This is a genomic window from Pseudonocardia nantongensis, from assembly GCF_046546495.1.
Taxonomy (GTDB): domain Bacteria; phylum Actinomycetota; class Actinomycetes; order Mycobacteriales; family Pseudonocardiaceae; genus Pseudonocardia; species Pseudonocardia nantongensis.
Genome location: NZ_JBKGXT010000008.1, coordinates 143,944 through 158,054 on the forward strand (window position 1 = coordinate 143,944; position 14,111 = coordinate 158,054).

General features: G+C 74.3%; 12 protein-coding genes. 8 read left to right on the forward strand and 4 right to left on the reverse strand.

The annotated features are described in order from the left end of the window. The first annotated feature begins 112 nt into the window (after window positions 1–112). Together ACLFMI_RS10985 and ACLFMI_RS10990 are read left to right on the forward strand one after the other, a co-directional pair. Window positions 113–706, forward strand: coding sequence for a DUF3090 domain-containing protein (locus ACLFMI_RS10985; protein WP_410947678.1), 594 nt, complete (start codon window positions 113–115; stop codon window positions 704–706). Continuing rightward, on the forward strand, window positions 703–1,593 hold the full coding sequence (locus tag ACLFMI_RS10990) for an SCO1664 family protein (RefSeq protein ID WP_410947679.1): 891 nt from the start codon (window positions 703–705) through the stop codon (window positions 1,591–1,593). The genes ACLFMI_RS10985 and ACLFMI_RS10990 overlap by 4 nt, the downstream gene beginning before the upstream one ends. Window positions 1,594–1,616: 23 nt before the next feature. Here ACLFMI_RS10990 and ACLFMI_RS10995 read toward each other — a convergent pair whose 3' ends face one another. Then, a complete protein-coding gene (locus ACLFMI_RS10995; RefSeq protein ID WP_410947680.1) occupies window positions 1,617–2,537 on the reverse strand; it encodes a TSUP family transporter in 921 nt (306 codons plus the stop codon). 83 nt (window positions 2,538–2,620) lie between these two features. On the opposite strand from ACLFMI_RS10995, the gene ACLFMI_RS11000 reads away from it, so the two are divergent. The 3 genes from ACLFMI_RS11000 (at window position 2,621) to ACLFMI_RS11010 (ending at window position 5,833) form a co-directional block, all read left to right on the forward strand. Beyond that, on the forward strand, window positions 2,621–3,484 hold the full coding sequence (locus ACLFMI_RS11000; protein WP_410947681.1) for an alpha/beta fold hydrolase: 864 nt from the start codon (window positions 2,621–2,623) through the stop codon (window positions 3,482–3,484). Between the two features lie 290 nt (window positions 3,485–3,774). Beyond that, window positions 3,775–5,211, forward strand: a complete 1,437-nt coding sequence (gndA, locus tag ACLFMI_RS11005; protein WP_410947682.1) for an NADP-dependent phosphogluconate dehydrogenase — start codon at window positions 3,775–3,777, stop codon at window positions 5,209–5,211. Between the two features lie 100 nt (window positions 5,212–5,311). Then, window positions 5,312–5,833 (forward strand): DUF2127 domain-containing protein, encoded by a 522-nt coding sequence (locus ACLFMI_RS11010; RefSeq protein ID WP_410947683.1) that lies wholly within the window; start codon window positions 5,312–5,314, stop codon window positions 5,831–5,833. Window positions 5,834–5,848: 15 nt separating this feature from the next. On the opposite strand, the gene ACLFMI_RS11015 is transcribed toward ACLFMI_RS11010, so the two are convergent. Both ACLFMI_RS11015 and ACLFMI_RS11020 read right to left on the reverse strand, forming a co-directional pair. Continuing rightward, entirely contained in the window at window positions 5,849–6,964 is a 1,116-nt protein-coding gene (locus ACLFMI_RS11015) for a flavin-containing monooxygenase (RefSeq protein ID WP_410947684.1), read from the reverse strand. Between the two features lie 77 nt (window positions 6,965–7,041). Further along, window positions 7,042–7,998, reverse strand: coding sequence for a pyridoxal-phosphate dependent enzyme (locus tag ACLFMI_RS11020; protein ID WP_410947685.1), 957 nt, complete (start codon window positions 7,996–7,998; stop codon window positions 7,042–7,044). Between the two features lie 236 nt (window positions 7,999–8,234). On the opposite strand from ACLFMI_RS11020, the gene ACLFMI_RS11025 reads away from it, so the two are divergent. Next, complete coding sequence (locus tag ACLFMI_RS11025; RefSeq protein ID WP_410947686.1) at window positions 8,235–9,938, forward strand: class I adenylate-forming enzyme family protein; 1,704 nt, start codon at window positions 8,235–8,237, stop codon at window positions 9,936–9,938. On the opposite strand, the gene ACLFMI_RS11030 is transcribed toward ACLFMI_RS11025, so the two are convergent. Next, window positions 9,939–11,588 (reverse strand): AMP-binding protein, encoded by a 1,650-nt coding sequence (locus ACLFMI_RS11030; protein WP_410947687.1) that lies wholly within the window; start codon window positions 11,586–11,588, stop codon window positions 9,939–9,941. 82 nt (window positions 11,589–11,670) lie between these two features. On the opposite strand from ACLFMI_RS11030, the gene ACLFMI_RS11035 reads away from it, so the two are divergent. Both ACLFMI_RS11035 and ACLFMI_RS11040 read left to right on the forward strand, forming a co-directional pair. Continuing rightward, window positions 11,671–12,675, forward strand: coding sequence for a MaoC family dehydratase (locus ACLFMI_RS11035; protein ID WP_410947688.1), 1,005 nt, complete (start codon window positions 11,671–11,673; stop codon window positions 12,673–12,675). A 45-nt stretch (window positions 12,676–12,720) separates the two neighbouring features. Then, window positions 12,721–14,106 (forward strand): phytoene desaturase family protein, encoded by a 1,386-nt coding sequence (locus ACLFMI_RS11040; RefSeq protein ID WP_410947689.1) that lies wholly within the window; start codon window positions 12,721–12,723, stop codon window positions 14,104–14,106. Window positions 14,107–14,111 lie beyond the last annotated feature (5 nt).

The window sequence follows — 14,111 nt, forward strand, 5'->3', positions numbered from 1 at the left end:
GCGTCCCGGGGGCGGCAGTGGTGAAGGACACTGGTGACGACGCTGTTCGGGGCCGGTGTGCACGACCGCGGGGATGCTCCCGGACCCGCTCTCGCCTACCCTGGGAACGGTCATGGCACGCGTCATCCACGTCTTCCGCCGTCCCGACCGCTTCGTGGCCGGGACCGTCGGCGAGCCCGGCGATCGCGCCTTCTACCTGCAGGCGATCGAGAGTTCCCGCACGATCAGCGTGCTGCTGGAGAAGCAGCAGGTCTCGGTGCTGGCGGAGCGCATCACCGCGCTGCTCGGTGAGGTCGGCAAGCGGTTCGGCGAGGACAACCTCGCCGCCGACGAGCTTCCCGGCGTGCCGCAGCCCGGTTCGGACAGCGACCCGCTGACGGTGCCGCTGGAGGAGGAGTTCCGGGTCGGCACCATGGGCCTGGGGTGGGATGCGGACTCCAGCTCGATAGTCGTCGAGCTGCTCGCGGTCACCGAGGAGGAGATCGACGAGTCGGTCGTCCTCGACGACACCGAGGAGGGCCCGGACGCGCTGCGGGTGTTCCTGTCGCCGACCGCGGCGAAGGCGTTCGCCGACCGGGCCGAGAAGGTGGTCGACGCCGGGCGCGCCCCGTGCCCGCTGTGCGCCGAGCCGCTGGACCCGGAGGGTCACGTGTGCGTCCGGCTGAACGGTTATCACGACCGCAACCCGGTGGCCGAGGCGGAGTGAGCCCGGCGCCCGACCTGCGCGACCCGGCCGTGCTGGAGGTCTTGGACCGGGGCCGCATCGAGATCACCGGGCGGCTGGTCGACGCGTCCAACGCGACCCTGTTCGGCACCGCGACCCTGGACGGCATCGAGCTGCGCTGCGTGTACAAACCGGTCCGCGGTGAGCGCCCGCTCTGGGACTTCCCGGACGGGACGCTGGCCGGCCGCGAGGTCGCGGCGTACCTGATCTCCCAGGAGGCCGGGCTGCGGGTCGTCCCGCCGACCGTCCTGCGCGCGGAGGGGCCGTTCGGGCCGGGAATGGTGCAGGCCTGGGTGTCCTCCGGCGACGAGAGCGCGCTGTCCGACCCGTCCTCGGACGAGGCGGCGGAGCTGGACGGCGAGATCGACGAGGAGACGATCCAGCTGGCCGCCGAGTCGCTGGTCGAGCTGTGCGAGCCGGGCGAGGTCCCGGACGGCTGGCTGCCGGTGCTGCGCGCCCGGGACGGCGCCGGGGACCCGATCGTGCTGGTGCACGCCGACCGCCCGCAGTTGCGGGCGATGGCGCTGTTCGACGTCGTCGTGAACAACGCCGACCGCAAGGGCGGGCACGTGCTCGTCGGCGGCGACGGCGGCGTGTACGGCGTCGACCACGGCCTGACCCTGCACCGCGAGCCGAAGCTGCGGACCGTGCTGTGGGGCTGGACCGGCGAGGAGCTCGGCGAGGAGCTCACGACGGTGCTCAAGGAGCTGCGCGGGCGGCTGGCCGGGGACTTCGCCGACACGCTGAACGAGCACGTGACCCGCGCGGAGGTCGCGGCGCTGCGCTCCCGGATCGATCTGCTGCTGGGGGAGCCGCGGTTCCCGGGGCCGGACGGCTACGGCCCCGCCATCCCCTGGCCCGCGTTCTGACCCTGCGCCGCCCGGCTCGCGGATCACCCGTCCGTACTCCGGCCGTGCCCGCGCACCAGCTGCGCGATCTCGCGGACGGCCATGGCCAGCGCGAACGTCCCGAACACACACCCGAGGACGACGGCGTCGAGGGCCAGCCCGAGGAACGCCCCGGCGACCGTGCCGGGGGCGGCCGACAGCGCGAGCAGCCGCCCCCACCGAGCCGACGCGGTGCCCTGACGCAGGTGCACGACCGACCCGACGATCGAGTTCGGGATGAACATCAGCAGCGACGTGCCCGCGGCGACGTGCAGCTCGACCCCGTACAGCAGCACCAGCGCCGGTACCGCGAGCAGCCCACCACCCAGTCCCATCGCCCCGGCCCAGGCCCCGATCACGAGCCCGACGAGCACCGTCGTCGAGTGCAGGAACCAGGGGTTCGCGAGCCCGTACGCCGGCACCAGGGCCTGCGCGAGCAACGGCAGGCCGAGCGCGTCGACGAACAGCTTGGCCGCCGTGAGCAGCAGGATCACGATCAGCAGGACCCGCAGGACCGTCTCGGACGCCCGGGCCAGCAGCGGCGGCCCGACGAACCCGCCGACGGTCCCGCCGATGATCAGCCCGGTACCGACCTGCAGGTCCAGCGCACCCCCACCGGCCGCGTAGGTGGCGGCCCCGGCGGCGCACACGCCGATGTTGGCGATCGTCGACGTGCCGTGCACCCGGGCCCGTGACATCGCGGCGAACCGGTCCAGGGCGGGTACGAACAGCACCCCGCTGCCACCGCCGATCAGCCCGCCGACGACGCCGCCGGTCAGCCCGATCCCCGCGACCAGCCGGGGCCGGCCGGCCCCGGCTCGGTCCGCGGGCTCCGGCGACCCGGCCCGGTCCGCGGCGCCGGAGCGGCTCGCCGGTTCCTCCGGAACGGGACGGCCGCCGGCGGGGGATGGGCGGCCGCAGCTCATGCCCGCGATTCTCGACCCGCGCCGCCGGCCGGGCCCGGGCGGTTCCACGGTGTGGGAGGCATGGGCGGGATACGGTCGGCGGCATGGCTCTCCCCGCCCCGCAGCGGATCACCGTGCCCGGCACGACCCGCGACGAGACGACCCTGTCCGTACACGACACCGGGGGCGAGGGCCCGGCGGTGCTCCTGCTGCACGGCTGGCCCGACCGGGCCACGCTGTGGGCGCACCAGGTGGACGCGTTGGCCGCCGCCGGGTACCGCGTCGTCGCGCCGGACCTGCGCGGGTTCGGTGACTCGGACCGGCCGGAGGAGGTCGAGCACTACCGGATGGCGGCGCTGCGCGGTGACGTCCTCGGTGTCGCCGACGCGCTGGGCATCGACCGGTTCGCGCTCGCCGGGCACGACTGGGGCTCCGCGCTCGGCTGGGCACTGGCGATGAGCTCGGACCGGGTCACCCGCTACGCCGCGTTCTCCGTCGGGCACCCGGCCGCGTTCGCCACCGCCGGGTTCCGGCAGAAGGCGATGTCCTGGTACATGCTCTGGTTCCAGTTTCCGGGCGTGGCCGAGAAGGTGCTGCCCGCGGACGACTGGCAGTTCCTGCGGGCCTGGGCGCACGCGTCGTTCCCGGAGGCGCACCCGCTGCCCGCCCGCCAGATCGCCGACCTGTCCCGGCCGGGCGCGCTGACCGCGTCGCTGAACTGGTACCGGGCCAATGTGGACCCGGCGACGTTCGTGCCGACCGAGGTCCCGCAGGTGCCGACGATCTCGATCCCGGTGCTGGGCGTGTGGAGCGGCGGTGACATGGCGCTGACAGAGGGGCAGATGCGGCGCTCGTCGGAGGTCTGCACCGACTTCCGGTTCGAGCAGGTCGACGGCGTCGGACACTGGATCCCGGCCGAGGCCCCGGAGCGGGTCTCGGAACTGTTGCTGGACTTCCTGGGCTCCTGACCGGCCCGTGGCGCCCGATCGTGCGGGGAACCACCCGCGCACGTCGAGAGGTACAGCACGGTCGTCGCGCCGAGATCGGACAGCGCTGCTGTACCCGCGACGGCGGGGCCGGCCACGTGGCCGCGCCGAGGGCGACACGCGGTCGTGATGCAGCGAACGGCGGGCCGGAGGCGCGGAACGGGCGGCCGGGGGCCAGGATGGGAATCCGGCCCGGGGCGCCGCGCGAGCGCGGCGCCGCGGACACGCGCGGCCCGGCCGCGGACGAGAGGCCACAGAAGACGGAGGAGCGGATGGCGGAGAAGAGCCGGATCGGGGTCACCGGGCTGGCGGTGATGGGGGCGAACCTCGCCCGCAACATGGCCCGCCGCGGCTTCGGCGTGGCGGTGCACAACCGCACCACCGCGAAGATGACCGAGTTCATCGAGGACTACGGCGACGAGGGCGCCTTCACCGGCGCCGAGACGCTGCAGGAGTTCGTGGACGCGCTGGAGACCCCGCGCAAGGTCGTCGTCATGGTGAAGGCCGGCAAGCCGGTGGACGCCGTCATCGAGGAGATCGCCCCGCTGCTCGACCCCGACGACATCATCATCGACGCCGGCAACTCGCACTTCCCGGACACCGACCGGCGCACCGCGTACTGCGCGGAGCGGGGCCTGCGGTTCATGGGGATCGGCGTGTCCGGCGGCGAGGAGGGCGCGCTCAACGGGCCGAGCATCATGCCCGGCGGGGACCCGGCGGCCTACGCCGAGGTCGAGGAGATCCTCTCCGCGATCGCCGCGGACGTGGACGGCACCCCGTGCTGCACGCACGTCGGTCCGGGCGGTGCCGGGCACTACGTGAAGATGGTGCACAACGGCATCGAGTATGCCGACATCCAGCTGATCGCCGAGGCCTACGACCTGCTTTCGCACGTCGCCGGGCTGTCCGCGCCGGAGATCGGGAAGATCTTCGAGCAGTGGAACACCGGCGACCTCGAGTCGTTCCTGATCGAGATCACCGGCATCGTGCTCGGCAAGACCGACGAGCGGACCGGGCGGCCGCTGGTCGACGTCATCGTCGACCAGGCCGAGCAGAAGGGCACCGGGCGCTGGACCGCGATCGACGCCCTCGACCTCGGCGTCCCGCTCACCGGGATCACCGAGGCGGTGTTCGCCCGCACGCTGTCCGCGCTGCGCGACGAGCGCCGGGCCGCGTCGACGACGCTGGCCGGCCCGACGCCGGGGGCGGGTGAGAACACGGACCGGCTGGTCGAGGACATCCGGCAGGCGCTCTACGCGTCCAAGGTGGTCGCGTATGCCCAGGGTTTCGCGCAGATGCGGGCCGCCTCGCAGGTCAACGGCTGGGACCTGGACCTCGGCGCGATGGCGCGGATCTGGCGCGGCGGCTGCATCATCCGGGCCCAGTTCCTGAACCGGATCACCGAGGCCTACGAGCAGCACCCGGACCTGGACAACCTGCTGATGGTCCCGTACTTCACCGAGGCCGTCGGAGGAGCGCAGGAGGCCTGGCGGCGGGTCGTCGTCACGGCGACCGAGCAGGGCGTCGCGGTCCCAGCGTTCTCGTCGAGCCTGTCCTACTACGACGGTTACCGGCGTGAGCGTGGGCCGGCGAACCTGGTGCAGGGCCTGCGCGACTACTTCGGGGCGCACACCTACCACCGGGTCGACGCCGACGGTGCCTTCCACACCCGCTGGTCCCAGGACGGCTCCGAGGTCGCCGCCGACTGATCACCGGCCCCCGCACCAGGGCTCCACAACGCAGGCCCGCCCCGACCCCGGGCGCGTTGTGGAGCCGTCGTGCGGGTGTGGCGTGGCTAGTCTCGGAGCCATGACGCGACCGGCGACCGAGGGCGCCCGGTGGACCGAGCGGCTGTTCCGTGCCGCGCTGGTCGTGAAGGGTGTCGACGGCGCGGCGGAGCTTCTCGGGGCGGTCGCGCTGTGGCTGGTCCCCGGCGACTGGATGCACCGGCTCGCGGTCCTGGTCATGGCCCGGGACCTGGTCGGCCCACCGGACGCGCCGCTGGCCCGGCACCTCGTCCACGGCCTGGACGAGTTCGCCCCCGACGCGAACCGGACGTTCGTCGTCGCCTACCTGGCGCTACACGGGGTGATCAAGCTGGTCCTGGTCTGGGCGCTGCTGCGCAGGTGGCTGCCGGCCTACCCACCGGCGGTGGCGCTGCTGGGCCTGTTCGTGGTCTACGAGCTGGTGCACGCCCGGCACACCGGGTCGGTGCTGCTGCCGGTGCTCGCGCTGCTGGACGTCGCGATCATCGTGCTGGTGCTGCGCGAGTACCGGTTGCTGCGGCGGGAGCGCGCGCTCCGGCCGGACGGGCGAGCGGCACCGGGCTGACCCTGGGTGGGCCGGTCAGGCGACGACCGGGAGCCGGTCCAGCACCGCGCGGGCGGCGGCGCGCCCGGCGCGGTCCGCGCCGATCGTGCTGGCCGACGGGCCGTAGCCGACCAGGTGCACCCGCGGGTCGGCGAGGACGGTGGTGTCCAGCGGCTCGCCCAGGACGATCCCGCCGCCCGGTTCCCGGAGTCGCAGCGGGCCGAGGTGCCCGATCGCCGGCCGCCAGCCGGTCGCCCAGAGGATCACGTCTGCCGGCTCGGAGGCACCGTCGTCCCAGTCCACGCCGTCGGGTGTGATCGCGGAGAACATCGGCCTGCGGTGCAGCACCCCGCTCGCGATCCCGGCTCGCACCGCCGGCGTCAGGGGGAGCCCGGTGACGCCGACGACGCTGCGCGGTGGCAGCCCGGCACGCACCCGTTCCTCGACCATCGCGACGGCCGCCCGTCCACGCTCGGCGTCGAAGGGGCCGTCGGTCCAGGCCGGTTCGCGCCGGGTGACCCAGGTCGTCGCGGCCGCCTGCGGGGCGATCTCCAGCAGCAGCTGCACCGCGGTGATCCCGCCGCCGACGACGACCACCCTCCGCCCGGCCATCGCCTCCGGGCCCGGGTAGTCGCGGGCGTGCAGGCTCCACCCGCGGAACGCCGCGGCTCCCGGGTAGGACGGGAGGAACGGCCGGTTCCAGGTGCCGGTGGCGTTGATCAGTTCGTCGGCCCGCCAGGTGGCCCGGTCGGTCTCGACGTCGAGCGGGCCCGACCGGTCCCCGCCGTCCCGGACCGCCCGCACCCGGACCGGGCGGACGACCTGCAGGTCCCGGACCCGCTCGATCTCCGCGAAGTACTCCGGTACCGCGACCCGGGCGGGCCGGGCGTCGGAGCCGTCGTCGGTGAAACCGGACCGGACGCCGGCGACGTCGTGGATGCCGTTCACGGTGCGCATCAGCAGGGTGGGCCAGCGGTGCCGCCACGCCCCGCCCGGACCGTCCTCGCCGTCCAGCAGGACGAAGTCCCGGCCGGGTTCGAGCCCGCCCCGGCGCAGGCCGGCCGCCGCGGACAGGCCCGCCTGCCCCGCGCCGATCACCACCACCCCGGTCCGCTGCACACCGGATGCAACGCTGGGGCCGGCCGTGGCCATCCCGGTGATCGCCGGTCGTGGAGTGTGGCGTTCGCCAGGCGACCGCTGCGCTCCGCAACGGGTGATCACCCAGGGGTTCAGCGCCCCGCGACGTCTGCGACGTCGGCGTTCGCGCCGCAGATCACCAGGGCCGGGCGGGCGTCGGGGTGGCGCCCGAGCACCGTCCGGGCGCCGGCGACCAGGCACCCGGCGGCGGGCTCGGCCCAGATCCCGGCGTGCTCGGCCAGCTCGACGGTGCCGCGCACCGCGTCCGTGTCGGGCACCACGAGCACGTCGTGCACCAGTGCGCGGACGTGGTCGTAGGTCAGCTGCGACGCCGACGGCGCGGACAGCGTCGTGATCGCCGAGGTGATCTCGACCGGCACCGGCCCGCCGGCGCGCAGGGCCGCCGACATGGCCTCCGCGCCGACCGTCTCCACACCCCAGATCCGGGTGTCCGGCAGCAGCGCCCGCACGGCCACCGCGACGCCGGACAGCAGCGCCCCGCCGCCGATCGAGACCAGCACGTCGGTCGGCGGCTCGCCGTGCGCCACCGCGTCCCGGGCCAGCTCCAGCCCGACGGTTCCCTGGGCGGCCAGCACCACCGGGTCGTCGAACGGGTGCACCAGCGTCGCACCGGCCTCGCGCAGCTCCCCGGCCAGCGCGAACGCGGCCGGGATGTCCGGGGTGAGCCGCACGTCCGCACCCGCCGCGCGGGCCGCCGCGACCGAGCGGGCGGGCGCGTTCTCCGGCATGACGACGACCGCCGCCACCCCGGCCGCCCCGGCCATCTCGGCGACGGCGAGGCCGTGGTTGCCGCCGGAGACGGCGACCAGCCCGGCGTCGCGCTCGGCCGCCGACAGCGTCGCCAGCTTGGCGAGCACCCCGCGCGGCTTGAACGACCCGGCGCGCTGCAGCTGCTCCAGCTTCAGCAGCACCGGGGCGCCGAGCAGCGCGCTCAGCCCCGGGGAACGCACGGTGGGGGTGCGCAGCACCCCGCCGGAGATCCGCTCCGCCGCCGTCTCGATCGCTGCCAGGTCGACCAGGTCGCTCACCCGGGGACCGTAACCCCGCCCGGCGCTGCGCCGTCGGACGGCGCACTGTCCCGGAGCGCGGACTGTCTACCGGAGGGCACTGTCTGTCGGAGAGCACTGTCTGCGGGAGGGCACTGTCTGCCGGACGGTCGGTAGACAGGCCCCGCTCGCTCCGGGACGATCCGGGCGGTGCCGATGCGCGCTCCGCACGGTCGGCGCGGTCGGCGCGGTCGGCCGGGACGAGGAGGTCACGCGCGATGACGCGACGCTGGATCGAGGCCACGACACTCGGCGACCTGGTCGGCCGCCGGGCGGTCGAGCGCCCGGAGGCCGAGGCCCTGGTCTTCCCCGGCGAGCGCGTGACCTACGCCGGCCTGGCCGCACGATCCGCCCGGCGGGCCCGGGAGCTGGCCGGGCTCGGTGTCGGCCAGGGGGACCGGGTGGCGATCCTGCTGCCGGCCGGCGCGGAGCTGCTGGTGACGCTGCTCGGGACGACGACGCTCGGCGCGATCGCGGTCCCGGTGAACGCCCGGTTCCGCGGCACCGAGATCGTCGGGGTGCTCGCCGGATGCGGGGCGCGGGTGCTGGTGACCGCCCCCGAGCTGCTGGAAACGGTCGAGGACTGCCTGCCGGTCGAGGACTGCTCGCCGGTCGCGGGCGGGCGGCGCCCGGCGGCGCCGGAGCTGGAGCACGTCGTGGTCCCGGCCCCGGCCGCCGATCCGCCGGGCGCCGTCGGCGCGGACCGGCTCGCCGCCGGGATGGTGGCCACGGCGGTGCTCGACGAGCTCGCGGCCGCGGTCCGGGTGCGGGACACCGCGGTGCTCGTCCACACCTCCGGCACCACCGCCGCGCCGAAGGGCGCGATGCTCGCCCACGAGGCGCTGGTCCGGCTGGCGTTCGGGATCGGGGACCGGCTCGGCTGGACCCCGGACGAGCGGGTGTGGACCGCGATCCCGCTGTTCCACGGCGGCGGGATCACGTTCGCGCTGAGCTGCCTGGCCGCCGGTGCGACGTTCGTGCATCCCGGCTTCTTCGATCCGGGCAGCACCCTCGAGCAGCTGACCGAGGAGCGGGTCACGGTCGCGCTGGCCGCCTTCGAGACGATCTGGATGCCGGTGCTGAACCGGCCGGACTTCGCTGCGTTCGACCTGTCCCGGATCCGCCAGGTGATGGCCGTCGGCGTGCCGGAGCGGTTGCGGGACATGGCGTCCCGGTTGCCGCAGGCGGTGCACGTGTCCTGCGTGGCGATGACCGAGTCGTCGGCGTTCCTGACCCTGAACCGGCCGGACGACCCGGCCGAGGCGCGGGCGACGACCGGCGGCCACCCGATGCCCGGGATGCGCTGCCGGGTGGTGGATCCGGAGACCGGAGCCGATGTCGCTCCCGGGACGCCGGGCGAGCTGTGGTTCCGCGGCCCGAACGCCTTCGACGGCTACTTCCGCGACCCGGCCGCCACCGCCGCGGCCTTCACCGACGACGGCTGGTTCCGCACCGGGGACCTGGTCGTCGCCGACGACGACGGCCGGCTCACCTTCCGGTCCCGGCTCAAGGACATGCTGAAGGTCGGCGGGGAGAACGTGGCGGCGGCCGAGGTGGAGGGGTTCCTGCTCGGGCACCCGGCGGTGGACCTGGTCGCGGTCGTCGCCGCGCCGGACGCCCACTACGTCGAGGTGCCGTGCGCCTTCGTCCGGCGCCGGCCCGGTCACGAGGTCACCGCGCAGGAGTTGATCGAACACTGCCTGGGCCGGATCGCGACCTTCCGGGTGCCGCGTTACGTCCGGTTCGTCGAGGAGTTCCCGATGTCCGGCACGAAGATCAAGAAGTTCGAGCTGCGCGAGCGGATCGCCGCCGAGCTCGCGGCCGCCGGGATCGCCGAGGCCCCGCGGCTCCAGGGGCCGGGCTCCCCGGCGGAGCGGACGGCCGTTCCGCCGGAGCAGGTGGGATCCCCGGCGGAGGCGTGATCACTCCGTCCCCGGCACCGGGGTCGTCCCTGTGGCGGCCGGGGCGCGCCCCGGCCGCGGCGCCTCGGTGACTCCCGCCGCGGCGAGTTCCCCGGCGATCCGGTCCCGGAGCCGGAACTTCTGCACCTTGGTCCCGGACATCGGGAACTCCTCGACGAACCGGACGTAGCGCGGGACCTTGTACGTCGAGATCCGGCCCAGGCAGAACGCGATCATCTCCTCGGCCAGCGCCGCCGAGGCCACGTGCCCGTCGCGCAGCTCGACGAAGGCGCACGGCACCTCGCCGTAGCGGGCGTCCGGTGCCCCGACGACCTGCACGATCCCGGCCGCCGGGTGCTCGGAGAGGAACCCCTCCACCTCGGCCGCCGCCACGTTCTCCCCGCCGACCTTGAGCACGTCGCCGAGCCGGGAGCGGAAGCGCAACCGGCCGTCGTCGTCGGCGACGACCTGGTCCCCGGAGGCGAACCAGCCCGCGGCGTCGATCCGTGCGGCCGTGGTGTCCGGGTCCCGGTGGTAGTGGGCCAGGCGGGACGTTCCGCGGAACCGGAACTCACCGGGCGTCCCGGGCGGAACCGGCAGCCCGCTGCCCGGGTCGACGACCGCCGCCTCCATGTGCCGCAGCGGCCGCCCGCTGGTGGTGGCGCGGACCTCGGCCGGGTCGTCCGGGGCCCCCATGCAACAGAACCCGAACGACTCGGTCATCCCCAGGCAGGACAGCTGCACCGCCTGCGGTACCCGAGCCTGCATCGACCGCATCCGCTCGGGCGCCCCGACGTTGATCACCAGCCGCAACGCCGACAGGTCCCGGGCGCCGAACGTGGGGTGGTCGAGCACCGGCAGCCAGATCGTCTCGAACGCCGGGAACGCCACCGTGCAGCGTTCCGCCTCCAGCTGGTCGAGCGCCCGGCCGGGCTCGAACGTCCCGGCGTGCACGAAGCCGCACCGCCCTGCCAATGCGGCCAGCGCGACGTCGTACCCGCCGCAGTGGAACATCGGCAGCGGCGTCCAGAAGCGGTCGTCGGGGGTGAGCCCGAGCCGCTCTGCGACGGCGGCGCCCTCGTCGGTCATCGAGCGGTGGTCGTGCACGCAGCCGCGCGGCTGCGAGGTGGTGCCCGAGGTGTAGAGCATGATCGCCGGCGTGTCCGGGCGCACGGCGGCGCGGGCCCGGGCCAGATCGTCCGGGGAGCTGCGGGCGGCGGCCGCGGCGAGGGCGTCCCGGCCGGTGACGCCGGTGGGCGCGTCCGGTCCGGTGTGGTCCAGGACGACCACGGTGCGCAGCGCGGTCCCCGCCCCGGGCAGGTGCGGGTCGAGCAGCGGGAGGAACTCCGAGGTGGTCAGCAGCAGCACCGGTCCGGCGTCACCGAGCAGGTGCGCGGCCTCGTGCTCGCGCATCCGCACGGTGAGTGGCACGGTGATCGCGCCGATCGCCGAGGCGGCCAGCCAGTACCGCACCGCGTCCAGGCCGCCGTGCAGGAGCACCGCCACCCGGTCCCCGGGCCGGACGCCGAGTCCCAGCAGGGCGGCGGCGTCGGACCGGACGAGGTCGCGCAGCTCCGGCCAGGACGCCCGGCCGTCGGGGAGGACGACCTGCTGGTCCGGCGCGGCCGCCGCGCAGGCGTCGAGCAGGTCGGAGACGGTGTCCTCGGCCATCGGCCCTCCGTCGGGCATCGTCGTTCTCAGCCTGACTAACGGTCGTTTGACAAGCTAGCGGGTGCTGCCGAGAGTGGACAAGGTGTCGTCTCCGCCGAAGCCGCCGAAGCCGCCCACCGAGGACGAGCTCGCCGCGCTGGTCGGCCACCGGTTCCCCGGCGGCCGCGCGCTCGCCGAGCCGTACCTGGACTGGCTCGTCCGGGACGCCCTCGGTGCGCCGCAGCGGACGCCCGGCGTCGGCACGGCGCACCCCGCGGTGGCGTTCGGGATGGCCCAGGGTGGGGTCGGTCTGGAGCTGGAGGACGTCTTCACGCTGTTCGGGGCGTCCTCGGCGGACGGGCCGATGCTCGGCGAGTGGTCGCTGCGGCTGCACCGGCCGTTGCGCACCGGGACGGCCTACGCGGTCGCCGCCCGGGTCGAGCACGTGCGGCGGACCCGCGGTCGCAGCGGGGTCTTCGATCTCGTGACGCCGAGGATCGAGCTGATCCCGGACGGTCCGGGGGAGAGCGGGGCGGTCGAGGTCGAGGTGCGACCGACCTACGTCTTCCCGCGGCGCGATCCCGGCTCGGCCCCGGACGACGGTGCCGGGTCAGGGTCCGGGCGCTCTGTGGACGCCGGTCGCGCCGGTGATCCCGGGGCGGGCCGTGCGGGGTCGGCCGAGGATCCGGTGGGCGAGTCGTTGCCGGAGCTCTCGCTGGAGGTCCGCCCGGAGCCGATGAAGGTGATGGCGGCGATCCTGCGCGACCCGAACATGATCCACCTGGAGCCGGCCGAGACGGCCCGGCTCGGGATGGGGGAGCGGGTGGTGAACCAGGGACCGCTCAACCTCGGGTACGTGCTGACGATGCTCGCGGGGTTCGCGGGCGGGGTGGACCGGGTCCGGGCCGCGACGTTCCGGTTCCTCGGTCCGGTGCACGCGGGGGACCGGGTCACCGCGGGCGGGGTGGTCACCGGCGCCGGGCCGGACCGCGTCGAGTGCGCGGTGTGGCTGGACGTCACGGGTGGTGGGGCGCGTGTTCATCGGGTGGTGTCCGGCACGGCCGTGCTGGAGCGGCGGGACGGCCTTGCGCCGGACCGCAGCTCGTGACACTGTAAAACGATCGTTTGGTAGGCGACTGCCGTAAGGGGTGTCATGCCGCGCTACGACGTCGTGGTGATCGGTGCCGGGGCCGCGGGCCTGTCCGCGGGTGCGTTGCTGGCCCGGGAGGGCAAGCGGGTGGTGGTGCTCGACCGCAGCCCGTACCTGGGTGGGCGGGCGATGGCCGTCCCGGACGAGGGGTTCACCGTCAACCTGGGTGGGCACCTGATCGAGGACGGTGGTTCCGGGATCACCAAGGTCTTCGAGCACGTGGGCAAGGAGCTGGTCCACGGCGAGGTCTCGAACGACATGCCGATCTGGGACAACGAGCGGGGCTGGACCTCGATCCGGGACCGCTACACCGACCGGACCGAGCTGAAGAAGGTCATCAAGGCGTTGGTCGAGACCCCCTACGACGCGCTCGACGCGTGGGACGACCGGCCGCTGCGCGAGTGGATCCACCAGTACACCGACGACCAGGGCGTCGTCGATCTGTTCGAGTTCATCTCGGTGCTCGAGTGCATGACCGACAACTGGTACGACCACTCCGCCTCGGACAACCTCTACGTGCGCAAGATGCACTTCGAGGAGAAGGGCACCGCCGCCTACTCGTGCTGGCCCGGTCAGGGCTGGGACGGGATCTGGCGGGACCTGGCCGACGCCATCACCGAGCACGGCGGTGAGCTGCGGCTCGGCACGTCCGTCGAGCGAGTCGTGATCGAGGACGGCGAGGTGCGCGGCGTCGCGGTCGGGCGCGAGCCGAAGGTGCTGCCCAACGAGTTCTTCGAGGAGGAGATCCTCGAGGCCGACGCGGTGATCTCCACGCTGCCGGTATGGAACGTGCTGAACGTGGTGCCGCGCACCGCGCTGCCCGAGTGGTACGCGAGCCAGATCGACTTCCTGGCCCAGGACAAGTTCCGGATCGCCTGGCTGGGGCTCTACCTGGCCACCGAGGAGCCGGTCGCCAGGTTCGACCCGCGCGAGCTGTCCACCTGGACGTCGACGCCGTCGACGGACTGCTCGGGCTTCATGTTCGACCAGAGCGCGATGGACCCGTCCTGCTCGCCGCCGGGCACGCACCTGCACGTGATGGGCGCGATCATCCCCGGCGCGAAGGGGCGGGACGACGAGTGGTGCCGGGCCACCCTGGAGGCCTTCGAGCGCGACGCGGAGACCATGTGGCCGCAGTTCGCGAAGCCGGTCTGGCGGCGCAGGCACAAGGTGTTCGAGCCGAGCTTCGGGGTGATCCAGATGCCCGGGCTGGTCGGGCGCTACCGGCCGCACTGGCGGGCCCCGAACGTCGAGGGCCTGTGGTTCGCCAGCGAGACGTTCCGCAGCCGTGGGATCGGCACCGACCGTGCCGCCCGTGCCGCGCTGACCTGCGTCGAGGACTACCTGGGTGCCCGGATCCCGGCGTTCGGCGACGGCTGGAGGTACTGAAATGG